Genomic DNA, 21,270 nt, shown 5'->3' with positions numbered 1-21,270 from the left:
CGTGAGTACTTGTTAACCGCCCGACGTTAACAAGTACTCACGGGTGGCCGTGCCTGATCTCGTCCCGGGGCTGGTCGTAGCGAACCATCTCGTATCCGATCATCGCGAGCAGGACTGCGGTCAGCACGCCGAGGGTGGCGAGGGCGGGGATATGCCAGACGACGGGGAGCAGCGCGATCAGCACGACCGCCGTCACGACGCGCGGCACGGTTACCGACCTCGTCGCGTACGCCTTGAAGGCGACCAGCGCGAGGAGGTACAGAGCCGCGCCACCGAACAGTGCCACCAGCGGCCAGCCGTACAGCGGATCCACCAGCCGGTGATGGTTGCCGTCGCCGACGTACGACAGGATCTTCTTCAGACCCAGCGACAGCATCACGATCCCGATCACCATCGGCAGGTGGATGAAGCTGTAGCAGTTGCGGGCGATCTTGATCTGACGCGCACCGCTCGCCTCCTCGAACGCGTGCTCCACCGCCAGGGACGTGACGTCGAAGTACGACCACCACAGCAGTCCCGACACCGCGAGCCCCAGCAGGGACGCGACGATGATCGCCCACGAGATCGGCAGGCTCGCGACGCCGATGCCGATCGACACGATCGACTCGCCCAGCGCGACGATGATGATGAGCCCGTGCCGCTCCGCGAAGTGGCTGACCGACCGCAACCGCCAGTCGGTCCCGCCGACCAGTGTCCCGAGGTAGTCGCCGGCGAGGGCCAGGATCCACATGACGGTCTGCGCGGTACCGGTGAGCTGCGACGCGACGAGCAGGAACACGGTGCCGGTCAGCATGCTGGGCGCGAAGCGGAGCACCTGGCCGCGCAGTTGCGGGTCCTCGCGGCTGACCACCCAGAACATCACCAGGTGCAGGAGCCGGACGACGAAGTAGCCGAGGGCGAAGATGACGGGTCCGTCGAGTCCGCCCGCGAGGTCGTCGAAGGCCTCGGGGATCGTCAACGCGGTGACGAACATGGCGCCCATCGCACCGAACATCACGACCCGGACGATGCCCTCGTCGGCGCGCACGAGGTTGCAGAGCCAGGCGTACCCCACCCAGCTCCACCACAGCACGGCCATCACGAGGGCGCCGCGCAGCAGATTGACGCCGGTGGGGTCCTCGGCCATCAGGTCGGTGACACGGGTGAGCGCGAAGACGAAGACGAGGTCGAAGAACAGCTCGAGCGGCGACACCGACGCTCGCTCTTCGACGAGACGGGGACGCAGACGATGGGCAAAGGTCACGGGAAGAATGCTGCCACCGGAGGGCGGCCCGGCAAAACCCCCCGTGAGTACTTGTTAACGTCGGGCGGTTAACAAGTACTCACGGGTGCTCTACTTGACGCCGCCCGCGGTGAGGCCCGACACGATGCGGCGCTGCAGGAGCAGCACGATGATGACGAGCGGGATGGTCACGATCGTTCCCGCGGCCATCACGGACGTGAACGGCTCCTCGTGCGGTTTGCTTCCCGCGAATTGTGCGATGGCGACGGTGGCCGGCTGGGTGATGTCGTTGGACAGCTGGCTCGAGATCAGGTATTCGTTCCACGACGCGATGAAGGCGAGGATCGCGGTGGTGAACAGTCCCGGTGCGGCCAAGGGCAGCAGCACCATTCGGAACGCCTGCCGCCTGCTGGCCCCGTCGATCCGGGCCGCCTCCTCGAGTTCCCACGGCAGTTCCTTGAAGAATGCGGTGAGGGTGTAGATGGTGAGGGGCAGCACGAACGAGATGTTCGGGATGATCAGCGCCTGATACGTGCCGAACCAGCCCATCGACGTGAACAGCTGGAACAGCGGTGTCAGGACGGCGACACCCGGGAACATCGACGCGGCCAGGATGATCCCGAGGACCGCGTGTTTGCCCCGGAACTGCAACCGCGCCAGTGCGTACGCGGTGCCGACCCCCACGATCAGTCCGATCGCGGTGGTGACGGCGCCGATGATCGTGCTGTTGACGAGCGCCCGGGCGAAGTGGTTACCGGCGTCCGTGGAGAACACGTTCGCGAAGTTGTCCAACGTGACGTGGGTGGGCCACGGGGTGGTGTCGAACGTGTAGTCGGAGTCCCGGAAGGCGGTGACCACCATCCAGTAGACGGGGGCCAGACCCCAGACGACGATCACCGCGAGGCCCGCGTAAGTGCGGATCGACGCGAGCGACGGTCCCCGGCGCCTGCGCGCCACCGTGGGCCGGGGAATTCCCGGCGTGACGACTGCTGTGGACATGGGTCAGGCCTTTCGCTGCTGCTCTTGGGTGTCGATCACGTTGACGCCCATCACCTTCACGAGGACGTAGGCGACGGCGAAGATGAACAGGAACGTGATCGTGGAGAGGGCGGACGCGCTGTTGAATCCCTGGCGCATCTGGTCGATCACGAGGATCGACAGTGTGGTGGTGGCGGTGCCGTCGCCGCCGCCACCGCCGGTGAGGATCGCCGGGAGGTCGTAGATCCGCAGGACGTCGAGGACGCGGAAGAGGACCGCCACCAGAATGGCCGGCTTGATGAGGGGCAACGTGATCGAACGGAACCGCTGCCACGCGCCGGCGCCGTCCATCCGCGCCGCCTCGTACACCTCGGCGGGCACCATCTGCAGTCCGGCGAGGATCAGCAACGCCACGAACGGAGTGGTCTTCCAGGCGTCGGCGATCACGACGGCGAACCGGGCGGGCCACGTGTCACCCGTCCACAGAATGTCCGTGCCGAGCAATTTGTTGGCGATGCCGTCGTAGGCGAAGACGAAGTACCACAGTTTCGCGGTGACGGCGGTCGGGATGGCCCACGCGACGAGGATGCTGGTCCGCAGCAGTGCCCGGCCGCGGAACGCCCGGTTCATGATGGTGGCGAACCAGAGTCCCAGCGCGACCTCGATGGTGACGGTGACCACGGTGAAGAACACGGTGACCCACATCGACTGCCAGAACAGTGATCCCAGTGTGCCGCCGGGGCAGGACACCGACGCTCCGGTCGTGTCGGTGCACCGCTGGAACAGCCAGTGCGTGTAGTTCGACAGTCCCGCGAAGCCCTGGTCGACGAATTTGCCGGTGGCGGGGTCGATGGTCGGGTCCTTGAACAGCGACATCACCATCGCACTGATCACCGGGTACAGGACGACGATGCCGAGCAGGATCATGGTCGGCAGAACCAGGAGCATTGCTGCCCTGCTGCGTCCCTTCCGGGGCCGTGGCGGCGTTTCGGACGAATCCGGTTGCGGGACGACCTCGGTCGTCGGTTCCGAGAGTTCGTGAACGGTCATCGGCTTGTCTCCTCTAGGACCCGGCCGCGGCGATCGCGGACTGGATGTCGGCGGCGGCCTGGTCCACCGTCTTCTCGCCCTTGATCGCGGCGTACGCGTTGTTCTGCACGGCCCGGGTGACCGCGGGATAGAACGGGGTCACCGGCCGGGTCACGGCGTTCTCGATCGACGTCTTCAGCGTGGGGATGTACGGGTACTGCTCGATCAGTTCCGGGTCGTCGTAGACGTCGGCGCGGACGGGCGCGAGCGACCCCTGCGACAGGAAGAACGCCTGCGACTTCTTCTCCAGGAAGAACTTCAGGAAGTCGGATGCGGTGGCCTTGTGCTCCGAGTACACGTTGATCGCGGCGCTGTGCCCGCCGAGTGTCGAGTGACCGGGCCCGTTCTTCCCCGGCAGCGGCGCCACCGCGAACTTGCCGGACACCGCGGAACTGCCCTGACCGTTCATCAGGCTGTACGCGTACGGCCAGTTGCGCATGAACAGCAGGTCGCCGCTCTGGAACGCCTGCCGTGCCTGCTCTTCCTGGAACGTGACGGACTCGCGGGGAATCGCACCCGAACGGTACGCGTCGACCAGGGACTGCAGGCCCGCCTTGGCTTCCGGGGTGGTCATCGTCGGGGTCACGCCGTCCGGTCCGAGGATCGACCCGCCCGCCGTGTTGATGGCCTCGGACGCGTTGACGGTCAGGCCCTCGTACTTGGCGTACTGGCCTGCGTAGCAGCCGATTCCGGCCTGCCGCGCCGTCCCGCACGCGCCGATCAGCTCATCCCAGGTGGCGGGCGGGTGATCGAGCAGGTCGGTGCGGTAGTAGAGCAGGGCGCCGTCGCTGGTCTGCGGCGCCGCGTACAGGACGCCCCCGTATGTGGCCCCCGCGACGGTGGCGGGGAGCAGGCCGGACGTGTCGATCGCCATCGGGCCCTCGAGCGGTTGCAGCCATCCGCGGGCCGCGAATTCGGCGGTCCACACGACGTCGACGACGGCGACGTCGTAGCCGGGATCGCGGGACTGGAAATGCTGCACCAGGTCCTCGTGCTGCTGGTCGGCCTGGTCGGACTGCTCCTTGAACGTCACCTCCTCACCGGGATGGGTGGCGTTCCACTCGTCGATCAGCGGCCGGACGACGTTGGAGTTGTCCTTACCCTGCACGTAGGTGATGGGTCCGCGGCCGTCCAGGTTCTGCTTTTCCGCCTGCGCGGCGGCCTCGATGCCCTGATCGGCGCAGGACGTCGCCGCGAACAGGACCCCGACGGCCACCGCGGCGGCGGCGACGCGCTTCATCGTGATTCACCCGAGCCCGGTTCCGACAGCCACACCGCGGCGTCGGACGGGAGTCCGCCGGTGATGCCGGCGATCGAACCGAGCACCACGGTCGAGCCTTCGGGAAGTGCGGCCGGTTCGGTGCCGGTGTTCACCCAGCACTGCACTGCGCCGCGGGCGAACGCGAGAACGCCCGGGGGAGTGTCGAGCCACTCGACGGGATGCGGGGTGTCGAAGAACTCGGGCCGCAGTTCCAGCGCCCGGCGGTACAGCGTGAGGAACGACTCGGGGTGGCCCGCCTGCGCTTCCGCGGTGTGCGGGGCCCAGTGCCCGGGCTGCGGAAGCCAGGTGTCCTCTTCCGCGTCGAACGGGGAGAAGCCGTACGGCACTGCGTCGTTCGACCACGGGATCGGCACCCGGCAGCCGTCGCGGCCGCAGTCGGTGAAGCCGGTCTGGAACCACGTCGGATCCTGACGGACGTCGTCGGGAAGGTCCTCGACCTCTTCCAGTCCGAGTTCCTCGCCCTGGTAGATGTACGCGGTGCCGGGCAATGCCAGCTGCAGCAGCGCGGCGGCGCGGGCACGGCGCCTGCCCAGGTCGTGGTTCGGCTCCTCGAGCGCCCAGCGGGCGCGCTCCCAATCGGTTTCGACGAGGTGGTCGGGCTGCGAGCGGGAGTAGCGGGTGACGGTGCGGGGCACGTCGTGGTTGGAGAGCACCCAGGTGGCGGGTGCGCCGACGGTGGCAGCCTGCTCGAGCGCGTCGTCGATCACGGCGCGAATGCTGTCCGAGCGCCACGGGGCGCGCAGGAAGTCGAACTGGAACGCGGTGTGGAGTTCGTCGGGGCGCAGGTACCGGGCCAGCCGGTCGTTGCCGGGAACCCAGGCCTCGGCGACGAAGACGCGGTCGTTGTAGGCGTTGGCGACGGTCCGCCAGCCCCGGTACACCTCGTGGACGGCATCCTGGTCCCAGGCGGGGTGCGGATCGGTGTGCTGCGAACCGGGAAGGCGCTCACCGGCATCGGGCAGTGCGGGATCCTTGGCCAGGCCGTGGGCGACGTCGATCCGGAAGCCGTCGACGCCCTTGTCGAACCAGAACCGCAGGATGTCCTCGAACTCCGCACGGACCTCGGGGTGCTCCCAGTTGAGGTCGGGCTGTGCGGGAGCGAACAGGTGCAGGTACCACTCGCCGGTGTCGAGACGGCTCCACGCGGGACCGCCGAATGCGCTCTGCCAGTCGTTGGGCGGCTCGTCGCCCGCCGGGCCGCGGCCGGGCCGGAAGATGTAGCGCTCGCGTGCCCCGGGCTCGTCGCGGAGCGCGGCCCCGAACCAGCGGTGCTCGCTGGAGGTGTGGTTGGGCACGATGTCGAGGATCACGCGGATCCCCAGCTCGTGGGCCTCGGCGATGAACGCCTCACCCTCCGCGAGCGTGCCGTACGACGGCTCGATGTCGCGGAAGTCGGCGACGTCGTAGCCGGCATCCGCCATCGGCGACGGGTACCAGGGGTTGATCCACACGGCGTCGACGCCGAGGTCGGCGAGGTAGGGCAGCTTGGAACGCAACCCGGTGAGGTCGCCGATGCCGTCGCCGTTCCCGTCGGCGAAGCTGCGGATGTAGACCTGGTAGACGACGGCCGTCTTCCACCAGGCTTCGGGGTGCCGGCTCGCGACGGTGGTTGCGGTCGACTCCACGGACTGGGTCATCGAATCTCCTCGGTGCGGGGATGGGATGGGCGAATGTGATGCGTAAACGTTTGCGTAATGAGCGTGAGGCACATCACAGGTTGCTGTCAACTCGAACAGGGTGATTTCTTTTCCGCACTACAGCGGCTTGCGTTCCGTGAGGAATTTGCGCAAATATTTGCGTTGCTCGCTTACTGTGGGAACGTGATCCCCAAGCAGTCCGTGAACATGGCCGACGTCGCGCGCCGCACCGGCGTCTCGATCGCCACCGTCTCCCGTGCGCTGCGCGGCGAGAAGGGGGTGTCCGACGCGACGCGACTGCGGATTCAGCGGGTCGCCGACGAGTTGGCGTACGTCATCTCGCCCGAGGCGTCGAAGCTGTCGGGCGGCGCGACGGGCCGGGTGGCCGTCGTCGTGCCGTGGATCGACGCCTGGTTCTACTCACGGGTCCTCGCCGGCATCGAGCACGAACTCCGTGCCGCCGACCTGGACGTGATGCTGTACTGCCTCGAGGAGTCGTCCCAGCGTGAATCGTTCTTCGAACGACTTCCGTTGCGCCGCAAGGTCGATGCGGTCATCGCCGTGGCGTTTCCGCTGACCGGGCCGGAGCGGGCACGGCTCGAGGAGATGGACGTGACCGTGGTGGTCATCGGCGCGCACGCCGGCGACTTCCCGTCCGTCCGGATCGACGACGAACTGGCCGCGCGTCAGGCCGTCGGCCATCTGATCAGGATCGGGCACACGCGGATCGGCATGATCCGCACCGTCGACCCGGAAGGGCAGTCCTGGGCGGGCGACATCGCCCGGGTCGCGGGTTTCCACGGTGCACTCGCCGACGCCGGACTCGACGACGACTGCATCGCGACCGTGCCCTGGGGCGTCGAGGGCGGCGAGCGGGGCATGGAACTGCTGCTCAGCCGAGCCGACGTGCCCACCGCGGTGTTCTGTCATTCCGACGAGGTCGCCGTCGGAGCGCTACGCACGCTGCGGCGAGCGGGGGTACCCGTCCCGGCCGGGATGTCGGTGATCGGCATCGACGATCACCCGACGGCGGAGCTGGCCGACCTGACCACGGTCCGGCAACCGGTGGCAGAGCAGGGAGCGGCGGCGGGCCGGGTGGTCGTGGACCTGCTGAGCGGGCGGGAACCGGCGGAACGGACGGTCGTGCTCCCGACCCACCTGGTGGTCAGGGGCTCGACCGCCCGTCCCGCGGAACTCTGAGGTCAGCGCACCAGGCGCTCGCCCGCCGCGTCGGTGGCGAAGAGGTGCGCGTGTGCCTCGTCGACGCGGACGTGCACGACCTGGCCCTTCTCGGGTGGGTTGCGCCAGTCCACGCGCGCGACCAGGTTCTCGGTTCGTCCGTGGACGGTGGTGCGGCCGAACACGAATGCCTCGGAGCCGAGCTCCTCGACGACGTCGATCTCGAGTTTCAGTCCACCGGAATCGGCGATCTCGACGTGCTCGGGACGGATCCCGAAGATCACCTCGCGGCCCGCCGCCGCGAGCGCATCGCGGGGGACGGGCACCAGCTGGTCGCCGATCAGCACGCCGCCGTCGGTGACGGGCACGGTGAACAGATTCATCGACGGTGAGCCCATGAACCCGGCGACGAACACGTTCGCGGGCCTGCGGTAGAGCTCGCGCGGGGAGGCGCACTGCTGCAGCACGCCGCCCTTGAGGACGGCGACGCGGTCGCCCATCGTCATGGCCTCGACCTGGTCGTGGGTGACGTAGACGGTGGTGGTGCCGAGGCGGCGCTGGAGCTGGGCGATCTGGGTGCGGGTCTGCACGCGCAGCTTCGCGTCGAGGTTCGACAGCGGCTCGTCCATCAGGAACACCTGCGGTTGCCGGACGATGGCGCGGCCCATGGCAACTCGCTGCCGCTGGCCGCCGGAGAGTGCCTTGGGTTTGCGGTCGAGGTAGGCGCCGAGGTCGAGCATGTCGGCGGCCTCCGCGACGCGGGTGCGGATCTCGGACTTGTCGGTGCCTGCGAGTTTGAGGGCGAAGCCCATGTTCTCGGCGACGGTCATGTGCGGGTAGAGCGCGTAGTTCTGGAACACCATCGCGATGTCGCGGTCCTTGGGTTCGGCGTGCGTGACGTCGCGGCCGCCGATCAGGATCTGGCCGCCGTCGACGTCCTCGAGCCCGGCGAGCATCCGCAGCGACGTGGATTTTCCGCAGCCGGACGGGCCGACGAGGACGAGGAACTCGCCGTCCTCGATGTGCAGATCGAGTTGATCGACGGCGGGGACGTCGGACCCGGGAAAGAGCCTGGTCGCGCGGTCGTACGTGATTGTTGCCATGAGAAATGAATCCCTCCACCGGCAGGAACGTGCCGGACGATCCGAGTGTCAGGGGCGTGCCGGCTTGTGCCGACGGGAGAGAACTATGGCGCAGATCACAGGGCTTGTCCACTCGGGCGTCCGGCGTCCACGCCCACTCCGGACCAACGGGACGCTCGTTGCGTCAGATCGAACGAGCGTCCCGTTCGTCCAGTGGCGGTTGGACGCGGTCAGTGTGACCACTGCGTCCGACGCCCCAGGGTGGGGACGGCGATGCCGAAGAGGAACGCGATGGCGACGCCGAGCACGGTTTCGGAAAGCCGTTCGGTGAAGCGGTATCCGGCCTGTTCGGGATCGGAATACAGCAGCAGGACGAACACGAGGAACGTGGTGAACGTGGAGGTCACGTACCAGCGACTGCGGTGGGTTGCCGCGGCGGTCGCGACGACCGCGACGACGGCGGCGCTGTAGACCCAGTCGGCGGGAGTCGCACCGACGACGAGCACGGCCGCCGTGCCCCCGATGAGCATCGACGCGATCCGTCCCGCCATGCGGGTCACCTGTTCGTCGGTGTCGGGACGCATCACGAGAAGTGCTGCTGCGCAGGCCCAGCCGACGTGGTCGAGGTCGAGGGCGAACCCGATCGCGGCGGCGGTCGCGCCTGCGGCGCCGAGTCGGACGCCGTACCCGAGGGTGATCGCGGTCCCGGGCCGAACGGGCGCGACGGCAGCATGTTCGGGGAGCAGCAGCGAAACGACATACGCGAACACCGAACCGCCGATCATGAGCACGGCGAGTCCGACTGCTGTGGCCGGGTCGTCGTAGCTGAGCCCGACTCCGACCAGCGGCACCGACAGCGTCGACAAGACCCTGCCGAGGTTTCGCCGCTTCGCGACGGTGGTCCGTGCGAGCGCCGCCGCACCGACTGCGAGGGTGAACACGACCACGATCGCCAGCAGGGGTGTGTGGGCGACGAGTGAGCCCAGCACCATCGGCAGCCCGGTCAGGATCCCGATGAGAATCAGTGCAGCCCGCGCCCGTCGGGTCGGCGGCAGTCCCATGATCGCCGCGGGCAGCACCCCCACCGCCAGCGCGACACCCGACGGGACGGCGACGGCGGCGGTGACCGCGGCGGCCGGCGCGGCGTCGACGGCGCCCAGCGCCGCGGCCCGCCATTGCCAGTCGATGCGCCGGGTGCCGGTCTCGCCCGGTTCCGGCTGCTGGTGGGCGCCGGGCACGAGCTACGGGCCTGCCGGCTCGATCGACCATGGGGAGCTCATCGAATCCTCCTTCGTGCGATTCGGCGATCGCGATCTCAGATTCCTCCTACCTGTGCGGATGCGGATCACTCCTCGGGGATGAGATCGGGAAGCGGCCGATCGGTGCTGACATACCCAGCACTTTGTTCTCAGAAAAACCAAAGTACGTATTGATAACGAGCCAAAGGTCCTCTAGTGTCAGCGTGACACCGCTCACTCGTAGATTTGAAGAGGACACGAGACATGGCTCTGACAATTGGCATCGACGTGGGTGGCACGAAGATCGCTGCCGGCGTGGTCGACACCGACGGAGTCATCCACCGGATGGTGCGTCGTGACACCCCGTCCCACGATGCGCGCGGTGTCGAGAACGTCATCGCCGAACTCGTCCGGGATCTGGCCGATACCCACCCGGTCCAGGCCGTCGGCATCGGCGCGGCAGGCTTCGTCGCCGCCGACCTCAGCACCGTGCTGTTCGCCCCGAACCTCGCCTGGCGCAACGAACCGCTCGGTGCGGTGGTCGAAGCGGCGTGCGGATTGCCGACGGTGGTGGAGAACGACGCCAACGCCGCCGCCTGGGGCGAAGCGCGCTTCGGGGCCGGGCGGACGGGACAGACCGTCGTCGTGCTCACCGTGGGAACCGGGATCGGCGGCGGTATCGTCGTCGACGGCGTCCTCCACCGCGGCAAGTTCGGGGTGGCCGCGGAGTTCGGGCACCTCAACGTCGAACCGCACGGCCGCCGGTGCGGCTGCGGCAACCACGGCTGCTGGGAGCGTTACGCCAGCGGGCGGGCACTCGTCCGGGAAGCGCAGGACCTCGCGAACGTGTCGCCCGGTTTCGCCGCCGACCTCCTCGCCCGCGCAGGCGGCAGGGCCGACGCCATCACCGGCCTGCACGTCACCGCCGCCGCACAGGACGGCGACCCCGCCGCGCTCGAATGTTTCCGGGTGATCGGTTCCTGGCTGGGACACGGCATGGCGGACATCGCCGCGTTCTTCGACCCCGACCTGTTCATCATCGGCGGGGGAGTCTGCGAGGCCGGTGAACTGCTGCGCGGTCCCGCCGCCGCCGCTTTCGAGAACCGTCTCACGGGACGCGCACATCGACCGGTCGCCGAGGTGCGACTGGCGGAACTCGGCGCGAACGTCGGCATCGTCGGCGCCGCCGATCTGGCCCGGGAACGAGTTCTCGGGCTCGCACACAACGGCTCACGAGTATCTGGAGGAGTGCAATGTCCAATCGGTTGAGTCTTCCCATTCCGGTCGCCGAGGTGTGGGACTGGCAGAGGGACGCCGCGTGCCGCGGCTACGAATCGTCCACCTTCTTCCACCCCGACCGCGAACGCGGCCGGGCACGCGAGATGCGGGACTTCCGCGCCAAGATGATCTGCCGCGGCTGCCCCGTGCTGGTGCAGTGCCGGGAGCACGCGCTCAGTGTCGGTGAACCGTACGGCATCTGGGGCGGTCTCTCCGCGAACGAACGCGAAGAACTGCTCGCCAATCACCACGGCCGGGTCGACGAGGCGGTCGCGGAATCGTTCGGGTTCGACCTGGCACGCCAGGCCTGAGCGGTCAGCTGCCCGCGGGCAGCATGACCACCCGGCTGTTGTCGGTGTCCGCGACGTACACATCGCCCCGGCTCGACACGGCGATCCCTTCCGGCTGGTCCAGGCCCGTGAACGGGAGGACCTCCTGCTCGTCCGAACCGGCGGGCAGCCGCAGAATCCGATTGTGGTTCTGGTCGATCGCGTACACGGTTCCTTCGTCGTCGACCGCGACACCACCGACGCTCTGGAGGTCGGTGAACGGCAGGAAGCTCTGGGCGCGGGTGGCAGCGTTCCACGCGAGCACCTTGTTGGGCGTGCCGACGTACAGATCGCCCTGCTCACCGACGGCGACGGCGAACGGCCCGATCACCGTCAGGGGTACCGCGACGGGGGCGGCGGTGACGTCGCGCAGGGCCATCACCCGGTTGTTCAGCGTGTCCGCGACGTACAGCGTTCCATCCGGTCCGAGCGCGATTCCGAACGGCTGGTTCAGCCCGCCGATCGGCATCGGTACCTGGGTGCTGCCGTGCAGCATCGTCACGGTGTTGGTCACGAGATCGGAGACGTACACGTCGCCGGACGTGCTGACCGCAACTCCCTGCGGAACGTCGAGTCCGGTGAAGGGAAGAACCGTCTGCTCGTAGGACCCGGCGCGCACCTCCAGAACCTGTTTGGCCGCGCTGTCCGCGATGTACAGGTTCCCGCTGCCCGAGACCGCGAGCCCGGCCGGGCCCTGCAAGCCGGTCAGCGGGAGCACCACCTGCCTGTCGGCCGACTCCTCGCCAGGCCAGACGACATAGGCGACAGCGGCGGCGACGAGGACAACCGCCAGAAGGGCGGCGAGCAGCCAGCGTGTGCGCCGCCACCGGCCCGCGACCGTTGTCGGTGTCGTCGGCTCCGCACCCGGCTCGGCGTCGGGCCGGGTCACGGCGGGACGGCTCGTCCGGGTGGTCGCCGCGGAGTCGGCGAGGCCGGCAGGGCGGGTGACACTGCCCGGCCCGTCCCACTCGATCGCGTGGACGGCGTCGCTGAACTCACGACACGTCGAGTAGCGCTCCTCGCGGTCCTTGGCCATGGCGCGCGCGACGACGGCGTCGACACCGGCGGGCAGCCCGGGTCGCACCACACTCGGCTTGGGAATCGGCCCGTTCAGATGACCGTGCATCACCGACGACGCGGTGGTCCCGGGAAACGGCGGTTCGTTGGTGAGCAGATGGAAGAACGTGCAGCCCAACGCGTAGATGTCGACACGGTGGTCGAGTTTCCGGCCCTCGATCTGCTCGGGCGCCGCGTAGTGCAGCGTCGCCACCAGCATCCCGGTGCGGGTCAGCTGATGCGTCTCGTCCAGGGCCTTGGCGGTGCCGAAATCGGTGAGCAGCACACGTTCGGGGTCGCCCGGCGCGAGCAGGATGTTCGCCGGCTTCACGTCGCGATGCAGGATCCCCGCCTCGTGCGCGTGATCGAGCGCCTTCCCGGTCTCGCTGACGATGTGCACGGCGCGCTCCACGTCCAGTGCCCCGGAATTGAGCGCTCTCCGGGCGTCGACGCCGGGAACGTACTGCATCGCGATCCACAACCGGCCGCCCTCGCGGCCGCGGTCGTGGACGGTGACGATGTTGGGATGGTCGAGATGGGCGGCGTGGTCCGCTTCCGACTCGAAACGCGACCGGACGTAGTCGTCGCTCGTCCACGACGTGTCGAGCAGTTTGAGAGCGACCTTGCGCGGCAGGTTGGGATGCTGGGCGAGGTAGACGGTGCCCATCCCGCCTCGTCCCAGAACCCGTTCGATCACGTAGCCGGCAAACACCGTGCCCGGTTCGAACTCGCCGCTCACTCGGCTTCACCGCCTCCCGGGACCCTTCCCCATTGAACCCCGACGCCCGGTCAGTCCGGTAGCCTGCGCATCTCGATGACGGTCAGTCCCAGCGCGTCGAAGCGGGCCAGCATGCCCCGGAGATCCGTCGGGCCGTCGACCGGACCGTAGAGCGTCGTGTCACCGGTCGTGACGTCCGAGACGTCCAACTCGGGGAAGGCCGCCAGCACCCGATCGGACAGGGCGCCGCTGATCAGGAAGGCGTACCTGACCTTGCCGGGCCAGTTCGATTCAGGACGCACCACGGCGGGCTCCTTCATTCGCATCGTCGTTCCAGAACTCGGTCAGCCGTAGATTTCAGGGTGACCGACGGAACGGCGACGCGCCTCACCCGCAAGTGGTGAACCGTCTCAGAGCAAACCGTTGTGTTGCGCGGCGGCGATCGCGTCGCGGCGGGACGTGACGCCGAGTTTGCGGTAGATCCCGCGCAGATGCGTCTTCACCGTGTTCACCGACACGCACAGGTCGGCCGCGATCTGCTCGGCGGTGCGCCACGACGGAAGCTCCACGAGGAGTTCCAGTTCACGGGGAGTGAGCATGTCGGATGCCGTGCTCTCCGACCGCGGGAACGACGCGCGGAGCCTCTCCGCGAACGGTTCGAGGACCCCGAACCGGCCGGTGCTCCGCACGAGGAGATCCCGGATCTGTGGTCCGCAGTCGTGGAACGGACGCAGCACCGACTGCGGCTCCGCGAGACGCAACGCCTCGGTGAGTGCGCTGTGGGCGCGCGAATCATGTTTGCGGGCAAGCGCGATCGACGCGTCCACGAGCCACGCCGCGATCAGGTTGGTGCCCGCCGCGCATTCCAGTTCACCGTCCAGGACCGGCTGGATCGTCCGGCGGGCCAGGTCGAGGCGGTGCAGGTGCAGGTGAATGATCGCCTCGACGAGGGGTGTGTCGCCGGTGGGCCCGAGGAAGGCCTGCGCCTCGGTGGCCAACTCGTGCGCCCACCCGATCTCACCGGCGGACAGATACGCGTACTGGATGGCGGGCAGCAGCACCGCCCGGATTCCCGGCGGCATCGGCAGCGCGGACGACACGGGGCTGTCCGCATGCACCATCGTCACCGAACCGTGCCGGTGTTCGGACTCGTCGAGACCGAACAGGGCCGTGGCGCCGTCGGCGAGACCCGCGGTTCCGGTGCTCGCGCGACGCAACGCCTCGGCGGATTCGGCGGCGACGCGGGCGGCGTCGGGGTCCATCCGCATGTAGCGGCACCAGGAGTCGATGAGCTTCGTCAACTGGAACGTCGGATCGCTCGTCGCCGACTGCGTCCGGCCGATCGTCAGGGCCTCGTCCACCAGTTCGGACACCACCGTCACGGCGCCCCGCGACATCGAGACGGCGGCGAGAGTCCCCAGGCAGTACATGACGCTCAACGGTGCGTCGCCGAGCCTCGCGTGCGCGAGCGACCTCCCGAGCACAGCCTCCGCGTCGTCGTCCCGTCCGAGGAAGAGCAGCGCACGCCCTTCCTGGAGCAGGACGAACGCATCGAGATCGGGGTCGCCGCTCGATCCGCCGCCCACGCTCTGCAGCCGCTTCAGCGCGGTCTCGATGTCGCCGGTGCCGATCGCGGTCTGCACCCGCAGCGATTCGCGGAGCAGCAGGTGCACCCGGGATTCGGTGGCGCCGTCCACCAGCAGACCCGACTTCCTGCGGTCGAGGAGTTCGAGGGTGGACGTGGCCACCGGGATGTTTCCCGAGGCGAGCGCGGCGGCGGCGCGGAGCAGCCGCGCCGACGGATGGTCCTGCGACGCACGGGGCGCCCTCGTGAGAATCCGGTCGACGGCCTCGCCGTGGCCGCCGATGATCAGGGGCAGCGACGTCCGGGCCAGCAGAGCCACGATCTCGTCGTGATCACCGGAGTTCACCGCGTGTTCGAGTGCGAGCAGTGCATCCCCGAATTCGTCGTGCCAGTGGGCCGCCGTCAATTCGAGATGCTCGACTTCGACGTGGCCGATCCGGCTGATCTCCGCGCGCAGATAGCTGCGCAGCAGCGGGTGGTAGCGGTAGTGCGTGGGGTTCTCGGTGATCCGGCTGATCAGGAAATTGTGGTGCTCGAGCCAATCGATGTTGCCGTGCGCGTCGGTGCAGCCCGTGAGCTTCTCGGCGAGTTCGACCGTGAACGAGACGGGGACGGACGTGCGCAGGAGGAACTCGCGCATCTCGTCGGTCTGGCCGGCGAGGACCTCCTCGATGAGATAGTCGGCGACGGCCCGGCGGTCGCCCGAGAACTCGGCGATCAACCGGCTCGGATCCGGATGTCCTTCCAAAGACATTCCCGCCAGCCGGATTCCGGCAGCCCAGCCCTCCGTGCGAACCATCAGGGCGTCGAGATCGTCCGGGGACAGCACCACGCCGTGCTCGTCGAGCATCTCGGCGGACTCGTCGGACGTGAAGGCGAGATCCGTTGCCGTGAGCGTGAACAGCCTGCCGTCCAGGCGAAGTCGCTGCAGCGCGAGCGGCGGCTCGAACCGTCCGACGATGACCGTCCGCAGCATCGGTGGTTGCCAGCGCATGAACGACTCGAGGTCGGTGAGCACGTCGGTGTCGCGCAGGAGATGGGCGTCGTCGATGATCATCCAGATGTTCTCGCCGAGTTCGTGCAACGCGGCCGACAATGTGGCGCCGAGGTCCGGTGACTCGGAAACGAGCCCGGCGCACGCCTTCTGCAGACGAGGATTTCCGGAGTCGGTGAGCGCGCGGAGGATCGCCCGGTGGACGACGTCGAGGTCGTTGTGCCGCTCCTCGATCGTGAGCCAGGCAATGGTCGGAGCGTCGTCGGCGGCCAGCAACTCCCGCGCCCAGTCGGCCACCGCCCGCGTCTTTCCCGACCCGGCAGGCGCGCAGACCAGCGCGACCGGATAGGGGTGGGTCTCGTCGGTGAGCGCGTCGGTGAGCATGGTGTGCAGGCGGGTCCGGGTGACCGTTCGACCCCCTGCACTCGAAGGTATTCGAGTACTCAGATGAAATTCCCCGAGCGGTGCTGCCGCCACGCCGACCCCCAATTCTCGCTGCACCGAGAAACGATCTTCGACAAACGTCAATCTCCGACGCAGTAAGCCGGTGCGATGATTTTAGCGAGAACCCGGTGTTCTGTGTGGATGAACGTGGTTTCCGCAAACCGGCAGCAATCCGAAGTTCACACGAGACGGGTGAATCCGTAGCCGGCGGATCGGCGGACCATGGCCACGTCGGAGAGCACACGGCAGCGGCGAAGTGCCTGAATGGAGTGACCATGAAGTTGGCAGTGGCCGGGCTGATGATGTCGATCGCACTCGTCGCGGCGGGGTGCTCGACCAGCGACGATGCGCCGGAGACGAGCGCGTCGCCGACGACGGCAGGCGGGACCGGCGCGGTCACCGTGCCCGACGCCTACACGGGACTGATCCTCACCCCGATCGGTGATCCGACCTTCCCGTTCCCGGGAACCGACGGGAAGTACCACGTCGCCTACGACCTCCAGTTGACGAACGCGACACCCGTCCCGGCGACCCTCGACAAACTGGACGTCGTCGACGGGACCGACCCGTCGAAGGTGATCGCGTCGTTCTCCGGTGCGGCGCTCGTCGAGCCGAATTGTCCGTACGGCGACTGCAACCGGTTGCGGATGCTCACCGCGCCGGCCGCGACCTCCACGGCGATTCCGCCGCAGGAAAGTCGCATCGTGTTCGTCGACTACACGTTCGACTCGCTCGATCAGGCCCCGAAGGCGGTGCTTCACCACCTCTACGGCAGCGCCGCCGCGGCCCCGTCGTCGCGGGAACCGTCCGCCGTCGACTATCTGGCCACCGCCCTCGACATCGATGCCGGGACCCCACGCGTCATCTCGCCACCGCTGAAGGGCGACAACTGGATTGCCCTCAACGGCTGCTGCCTGCCGGGCTTCCCGCACCGGACGTCGCCGCTCCCGGTCGACGGCAAGATCAACAACAGTCAGCGGTTCGCGATCGACTGGAAACGCACCAACGACCAGGGCGAGTTCTACACCGGCGACCGGACGAAGAACGAAAGCTACGTCGACTACGGGTCCGACGTGTACGCCGTCGCCGACGGAACGGTCGTGGCCACGCTCGACAACGTGCCCGCCAACGCCCCGGGCACACTGCCCGCCGAGGTGCCGGAACTCGCCGCGAAACTCACCGTCGAGAACGTCGACGGAAACCACGTCGTCCTCGACCTCGGGGGCGGCGTCTACGCGATGTACGCGCACTTCATCGAGGGTTCGCTGCTCGTCAAGCCCGGGGACAAGGTCTCGAAGGGCGACACCCTCGCGAAACTCGGGAACACCGGCAACGCCAACGCGTCGCACCTGCACTTCCAGCTTATGAACGGCCCGAGCCTGCTCTACGCCGACTCCCTGCCGTACGTCTTCGACAGCTTCGAATACGAGGGGCAGGTGGCGCCGCAGCAGATCCTCGACGCGGACGACTACCTGTCGGGGCAGTTCCTGCAGGGAAAACTGCCCAGCGGTGAGCCGCGGACGGATCAGCTTCCGAGCAACCTCGCGATCGTCGACTTCGGATAGGCGGCTCCGCCGCCCGTGAGTGGTCAAGGAGTCCAGAGACTCTCTAACCACTCACGGGCGCGGAGCGCCTACGGCGTGACGATCGGGAACGCGTTGTCGGGCGGGTCGAGCAATTCGGTGAGGGCGAGGAGTTTCGACGGGTCACCCGTCACCTCGATGCCCTCCAGACCCCGGCCGGCGAACAGGGCGAGCAATTGCATCTTCGTCAGGGTCAGCGTGACGTCCGGTTGCGTCGGCGTCCTCGGCGCGACCGTCTGGATGAGCGCGCCGTTGGACAACGTCGTCCGGTAGTGCGCTTCGGGGTCGGTGAAGTGCCACTCCGCGACGAGGGTCGCGTCCCAGGCCCGCGGGCCGTTGATGCGGAGGGCGACGGAGTCGAAGATCTGGTCGATCGTCAGGGCGCTCAGCATGTCCGCGCCGAGGTCGCTGAGCGGCGGGGCGACGATGCCGCCGCGCAGTTCGAGTGCCCCGGTGAGGTAGAAGTTGCGCCACGTCGCGTTCTCTGCGCCGAACCCGAGTTGCTCGTACGTGCGGGCCAGCAGGTCCTTGGCCGCGTCGTCGGAGGGGTCGGCGAACACGGCATGCTTGAGCAGTTCGGCCGCGAACCGCAGATCTCCGCGCTCGAGGTACTGCGTCGCCTTCGACCGGACCTCGTCCTGGCCGCCCATGCACTCGACGTAGCGGGTGGCCACGCTTTCGGGTGGATGCTGCCACAGCGACGTCGGGTTGCCGTCGAACCAGCCCATGTATCGCTGGTAGATCGCCTTCACGTTGTGGCTGACCGAGCCGTAGTACCCGCGCGCATGCCAGGCGGATTCGAGGGCGGGCGGCAGCGGGAAGTTTTCGGCGATCTCGATCCCGGTCAATCCCGCGTTGAGCATTCTCAGCGTCTGGTCGTGCAGGTACTGGTACAGGTCGCGCTGCTCCGACAGGAATTTCACCACCCGGTCGCGACCCCACGTCGGCCAGTGGTGGGACGCGAACGCGACGTCGTAGCCGCCATCGAACATCTCGATCGCCTGGTCGAGATACCGCGACCAGGCGCGGGGATCGCGGACCAGTGCGCCGCGCAACGTGAGGAGATTGTGCAGGTTGTGGGTGGCGTTCTCCGCCATGCACAGTGCCCGGTGGTCCGGGAACAGGAAGTTCATCTCGGCGGGCGCCTCCGTTCCCGGTGTCACCTGGAAGAGGATCCGGATGCCGTCGACGGTCTCCTCCTGACCGGTGTGGGTGATGTCGACGGTCGGCGGGATCAGCCCCGGCCTGCCGGTCGACGTGTTCGTTCCGAGCCCCGCACCGAGGTGCCCGCGCGGACCCTTGGGCAGCAGCGGTCCGTACATGTAGGTGGCGCGCCTGCCCATTGCCGTTCCGGCGTAGATGTTCTCGGAGACCGCGTGTTCGAGGAACCCTTCGGGGGCGAGGATCGGGACGTCGCCGCGACCGTCCGGGAGGACGCCGAAGACACCGCCGAAGTGGTCGATGTGGGAGTGCGTGTAGATGACGCCGGTGACGGGCCGGTCGCCCCGGTTCTTCCGGTACAGCGCGAGCGCGGCGGCCGCGGTCTCCTGCGAGATGAGCGGGTCGATCACCAGGACACCTGTCTCGCCCTCGACGATCGTCATGTTGGACAGGTCGATTCCGCGTAGCTGGTAGATGCCCTCGGTGACCTCGTACAGACCGTCCTTCGCGCACAGTTGCGATTGCCGCCACAGACTCGGGTCGGCCGTGTCCGGGCAGTCGCCGGACAGGAACGCATACTCCTGCATGTCCCACACCGCGCGACCGTCCGCGTCCGTGACGGTGCAGGGGTCGAGACGGTCGACGAAACCGCGGTCGGCGTCCTCGAAATCGGTGGTGTCGGAGAAGTCGGGTGTCATGGTTCTTCCTTCTCGTGTCGTGGCGGGGTGGGGGTGGTGGCCGGTGCCGGGGGTGTGGGAGAGCTGCTGAGGATCGTGTTGACCCACCTCGTGGACGGGTCGATGTCGATCAGCAGTGCCTTCGCCATCAGCGTCAGCGGGATGGCGAGGATCGCGCCGAGCGGTCCGAGGATCCACGTCCAGAACACCAGCGACAGGAACGTGAAGGTCACGGACAGGCCGACGGCGTCCCCGACGAACTTGGGCTGGATCACGGACTGGATGATGACGTTGATGACGCTGTACAGGACGATGACCGTCAGCATCAGTCCCGGACCGCCCTGGAGCAGCGCGAGCAGGGCAGGCGGGACGAGCCCGAGAACGAAGCCGACGTTCGGGATGTAGTTGGTGATGAACGACAGCAGGCCCCACAGGACCGGCAACGGAATCCCCAGTGCCCACAGTGCTCCGGTGTCGATGACCGCGACGATCAATCCGAAGACGGTGGTCACGACCAGGTACTTGCGGGTGCCGAGGGAGAAGGCGGACAGGGCGGTGGCGATGTCGGGGCGCATCCGCGTGACGATGCCCATCCGCGAACCGTAGGAGCTTCCGTCGACCGCCATGAACAGCAGGAGGGCGGCGAGGAACAGCAGGTTCGAGAAGATTCCCAGCATCGCCTGCAGGATGCCGTCCACGAAACCGAACACCGTGGCGTAATCCACTTGGGAGAGCATGGTCTGGGCGCTGGCGGAGTTCACGCCGTTGCTGTTCAGGAAGCTCTCGGCGTCGTCGATGAGGGACGTGAAGTCGTCCGCGTACTGCGGGAGCAGCGTGGCGAGCTGCGCGACCGACAGCGCCAGCGACAGCACGAGTACGACGAGGATGCCGTTGACGACCAGGATCGCGGCGATCGTCGCGAGCCACGCCGGCACGCCCTTCCTGTGCAGCCATACGGGCAGCGGATGGACCGCGACGGTGAGCATGAGGGCGAGGAAGATCGGGGCGAGGATCGGTGCCGCCACCTGGATCCCGGCCACGGTGACGACGAGCGCGGCCAGTCCGAGGATCACGATCAGGCCCCGCGGCATCGACCACCGAGAGTCCGGCTCCGCGCCGGATACGTCCTGCGGATCGATCATCGCGTGTCCCTTCGCAACGCCGGGGGTTCCGGGATGCCCCGATTCGACTCTTGCACCGGCGCGTCGGCGTCACATCATCCGTTGCAGATGAGGATCACCCGGCGCGGATGATGCCTCCCACCGCCGGGGGTCGGACGATTCGACTGTTCGCAAACACACTTTCGAGAAGGGCATGGACATGACGACTACCCCGGAGTCCAGGACGGACAGCCCTGTGAAACAGGGTTTTGCAGCAGGAACTTCACTGGCAGCGGCGATATTGCTGCTGACCGTCGGCGTGATCTCGTTCTTCCAGGGCATCGCCGCAGTCGCGTCCGACGATCTGCTGGTCATCGGCGTCCAGTACACCTACCAGTTCGACACCACCGCGTGGGGCTGGATCCACATCGTGCTGGGCGTCGTCCTGGCCATCAGCGCGATCGGACTGATGACGGGCGCCACGTGGGCTCGCGTCGTCGCGGTCTGCATCGCCGCGCTGTCGATCCTCGCCAACTTCCTGTGGCTGCCCTACTACCCGCTGTGGTCGATTCTGATCATCGCACTCGACGTCGTCGTGATCTGGGCGGTCACCACCTGGGACACCGCCAGGGACTAGG

General features: G+C 67.9%; 17 protein-coding genes. 5 read left to right on the top strand and 12 right to left on the bottom strand.

What is annotated here, in order from left to right:
- Nucleotides 1–37 precede the first annotated feature (37 nt).
- The 5 genes from BLV94_RS24240 to BLV94_RS24220 all read right to left on the bottom strand — a co-directional run bounded on the left by BLV94_RS24240 (nucleotide 38) and on the right by BLV94_RS24220 (nucleotide 6,208).
- A complete protein-coding gene (locus BLV94_RS24240; protein ID WP_072938126.1) occupies nucleotides 38–1,243 on the bottom strand; it encodes a low temperature requirement protein A in 1,206 nt (401 codons plus the stop codon).
- A gap of 90 nt (nucleotides 1,244–1,333) precedes the next feature.
- Nucleotides 1,334–2,221, bottom strand: a complete 888-nt coding sequence (locus BLV94_RS24235; protein WP_072938124.1) for a carbohydrate ABC transporter permease — start codon at nucleotides 2,219–2,221, stop codon at nucleotides 1,334–1,336.
- Nucleotides 2,222–2,224: 3 nt separating this feature from the next.
- The gene (locus BLV94_RS24230; protein ID WP_072938123.1) at nucleotides 2,225–3,250 is read right to left on the bottom strand and encodes a carbohydrate ABC transporter permease; all 1,026 of its coding nucleotides are present in this window, start codon (nucleotides 3,248–3,250) and stop codon (nucleotides 2,225–2,227) included.
- A 13-nt stretch (nucleotides 3,251–3,263) separates the two neighbouring features.
- Nucleotides 3,264–4,529: an ABC transporter substrate-binding protein gene (locus BLV94_RS24225; protein ID WP_072938122.1), complete on the bottom strand. Its 1,266-nt coding sequence runs from the start codon at nucleotides 4,527–4,529 to the stop codon at nucleotides 3,264–3,266.
- Nucleotides 4,526–6,208: a glycoside hydrolase family 13 protein gene (locus tag BLV94_RS24220; protein WP_072938121.1), complete on the bottom strand. Its 1,683-nt coding sequence runs from the start codon at nucleotides 6,206–6,208 to the stop codon at nucleotides 4,526–4,528. The genes BLV94_RS24225 and BLV94_RS24220 overlap by 4 nt, the downstream gene beginning before the upstream one ends.
- A gap of 183 nt (nucleotides 6,209–6,391) precedes the next feature.
- Here BLV94_RS24220 and BLV94_RS24215 point away from each other — a divergent pair, with 183 nt between their 5' ends.
- Nucleotides 6,392–7,408 carry a LacI family DNA-binding transcriptional regulator gene (locus BLV94_RS24215; protein ID WP_072938120.1) on the top strand — a complete coding sequence of 339 codons (1,017 nt, stop codon included), beginning with the start codon at nucleotides 6,392–6,394 and terminating at the stop codon, nucleotides 7,406–7,408.
- 2 nt (nucleotides 7,409–7,410) lie between these two features.
- Here BLV94_RS24215 and BLV94_RS24210 read toward each other — a convergent pair whose 3' ends face one another.
- Together BLV94_RS24210 and BLV94_RS24205 are read right to left on the bottom strand one after the other, a co-directional pair.
- The gene (locus tag BLV94_RS24210) at nucleotides 7,411–8,490 is read right to left on the bottom strand and encodes an ABC transporter ATP-binding protein (protein WP_072938119.1); all 1,080 of its coding nucleotides are present in this window, start codon (nucleotides 8,488–8,490) and stop codon (nucleotides 7,411–7,413) included.
- Between the two features lie 209 nt (nucleotides 8,491–8,699).
- Complete coding sequence (locus BLV94_RS24205) at nucleotides 8,700–9,707, bottom strand: FUSC family protein (RefSeq protein ID WP_083395662.1); 1,008 nt, start codon at nucleotides 9,705–9,707, stop codon at nucleotides 8,700–8,702.
- A gap of 264 nt (nucleotides 9,708–9,971) precedes the next feature.
- Between BLV94_RS24205 and BLV94_RS24200 the strand changes: the two genes are divergently transcribed.
- Nucleotides 9,972–10,976: an ROK family glucokinase gene (locus BLV94_RS24200; RefSeq protein WP_072938118.1), complete on the top strand. Its 1,005-nt coding sequence runs from the start codon at nucleotides 9,972–9,974 to the stop codon at nucleotides 10,974–10,976.
- Nucleotides 10,961–11,296: a WhiB family transcriptional regulator gene (locus BLV94_RS24195; RefSeq protein WP_005253437.1), complete on the top strand. Its 336-nt coding sequence runs from the start codon at nucleotides 10,961–10,963 to the stop codon at nucleotides 11,294–11,296. Before BLV94_RS24200 ends, BLV94_RS24195 begins: the two co-directional genes overlap by 16 nt.
- 4 nt (nucleotides 11,297–11,300) lie before the next feature.
- Here BLV94_RS24195 and BLV94_RS24190 read toward each other — a convergent pair whose 3' ends face one another.
- From BLV94_RS24190 to BLV94_RS24180, 3 genes are all read right to left on the bottom strand, one after another.
- Nucleotides 11,301–13,109 (bottom strand): serine/threonine-protein kinase PknD, encoded by a 1,809-nt coding sequence (locus tag BLV94_RS24190; RefSeq protein ID WP_072938117.1) that lies wholly within the window; start codon nucleotides 13,107–13,109, stop codon nucleotides 11,301–11,303.
- 50 nt (nucleotides 13,110–13,159) lie between these two features.
- Complete coding sequence (locus tag BLV94_RS24185; protein WP_072938116.1) at nucleotides 13,160–13,408, bottom strand: hypothetical protein; 249 nt, start codon at nucleotides 13,406–13,408, stop codon at nucleotides 13,160–13,162.
- A gap of 90 nt (nucleotides 13,409–13,498) precedes the next feature.
- Nucleotides 13,499–16,051 carry a winged helix-turn-helix domain-containing protein gene (locus BLV94_RS24180; RefSeq protein WP_083395661.1) on the bottom strand — a complete coding sequence of 851 codons (2,553 nt, stop codon included), beginning with the start codon at nucleotides 16,049–16,051 and terminating at the stop codon, nucleotides 13,499–13,501.
- A 335-nt stretch (nucleotides 16,052–16,386) separates the two neighbouring features.
- Here BLV94_RS24180 and BLV94_RS24175 point away from each other — a divergent pair, with 335 nt between their 5' ends.
- Nucleotides 16,387–17,676, top strand: a complete 1,290-nt coding sequence (locus BLV94_RS24175; RefSeq protein ID WP_072938115.1) for a M23 family metallopeptidase — start codon at nucleotides 16,387–16,389, stop codon at nucleotides 17,674–17,676.
- Nucleotides 17,677–17,744: 68 nt separating this feature from the next.
- Here the strand turns inward: BLV94_RS24175 and BLV94_RS24170 are convergent, their stop codons facing one another.
- A complete protein-coding gene (locus tag BLV94_RS24170; RefSeq protein WP_072938114.1) occupies nucleotides 17,745–19,553 on the bottom strand; it encodes an alkyl/aryl-sulfatase in 1,809 nt (602 codons plus the stop codon).
- The gene (locus BLV94_RS24165) at nucleotides 19,550–20,674 is read right to left on the bottom strand and encodes an AI-2E family transporter (protein ID WP_072938113.1); all 1,125 of its coding nucleotides are present in this window, start codon (nucleotides 20,672–20,674) and stop codon (nucleotides 19,550–19,552) included. The genes BLV94_RS24170 and BLV94_RS24165 overlap by 4 nt, the downstream gene beginning before the upstream one ends.
- A gap of 172 nt (nucleotides 20,675–20,846) precedes the next feature.
- Between BLV94_RS24165 and BLV94_RS24160 the strand changes: the two genes are divergently transcribed.
- Nucleotides 20,847–21,269: a DUF7144 family membrane protein gene (locus tag BLV94_RS24160; RefSeq protein ID WP_083395660.1), complete on the top strand. Its 423-nt coding sequence runs from the start codon at nucleotides 20,847–20,849 to the stop codon at nucleotides 21,267–21,269.
- The last annotated feature ends 1 nt before the right edge of the window (nucleotide 21,270 follow it).

The sequence above is a fragment of the Rhodococcus koreensis genome (assembly GCF_900105905.1).
In the GTDB taxonomy this organism is placed as follows: domain Bacteria; phylum Actinomycetota; class Actinomycetes; order Mycobacteriales; family Mycobacteriaceae; genus Rhodococcus_F; species Rhodococcus_F koreensis.
The sequence above is the reverse complement of the archived record's forward strand: the minus strand, read 5'-3'. Positions and strand labels throughout refer to the sequence as shown.

Coding starts and splice junctions, on each gene's coding strand:
- BLV94_RS24195 (WP_005253437.1), top strand. CDS start 10,961: ATGTCCAATCGGTTGAGTCTTCCCATTCCGGTCGCCGAGGTGTGGGAC.
- BLV94_RS24230 (WP_072938123.1), bottom strand. CDS start 3,250: ATGACCGTTCACGAACTCTCGGAACCGACGACCGAGGTCGTCCCGCAA.
- BLV94_RS24200 (WP_072938118.1), top strand. CDS start 9,972: ATGGCTCTGACAATTGGCATCGACGTGGGTGGCACGAAGATCGCTGCC.
- BLV94_RS24180 (WP_083395661.1), bottom strand. CDS start 16,051: ATGCTCACCGACGCGCTCACCGACGAGACCCACCCCTATCCGGTCGCG.
- BLV94_RS24185 (WP_072938116.1), bottom strand. CDS start 13,408: ATGAAGGAGCCCGCCGTGGTGCGTCCTGAATCGAACTGGCCCGGCAAG.
- BLV94_RS24225 (WP_072938122.1), bottom strand. CDS start 4,529: ATGAAGCGCGTCGCCGCCGCCGCGGTGGCCGTCGGGGTCCTGTTCGCG.
- BLV94_RS24175 (WP_072938115.1), top strand. CDS start 16,387: ATGAAGTTGGCAGTGGCCGGGCTGATGATGTCGATCGCACTCGTCGCG.
- BLV94_RS24160 (WP_083395660.1), top strand. CDS start 20,847: ATGGACATGACGACTACCCCGGAGTCCAGGACGGACAGCCCTGTGAAA.
- BLV94_RS24170 (WP_072938114.1), bottom strand. CDS start 19,553: ATGACACCCGACTTCTCCGACACCACCGATTTCGAGGACGCCGACCGC.
- BLV94_RS24210 (WP_072938119.1), bottom strand. CDS start 8,490: ATGGCAACAATCACGTACGACCGCGCGACCAGGCTCTTTCCCGGGTCC.
- BLV94_RS24220 (WP_072938121.1), bottom strand. CDS start 6,208: ATGACCCAGTCCGTGGAGTCGACCGCAACCACCGTCGCGAGCCGGCAC.
- BLV94_RS24165 (WP_072938113.1), bottom strand. CDS start 20,674: ATGATCGATCCGCAGGACGTATCCGGCGCGGAGCCGGACTCTCGGTGG.
- BLV94_RS24235 (WP_072938124.1), bottom strand. CDS start 2,221: ATGTCCACAGCAGTCGTCACGCCGGGAATTCCCCGGCCCACGGTGGCG.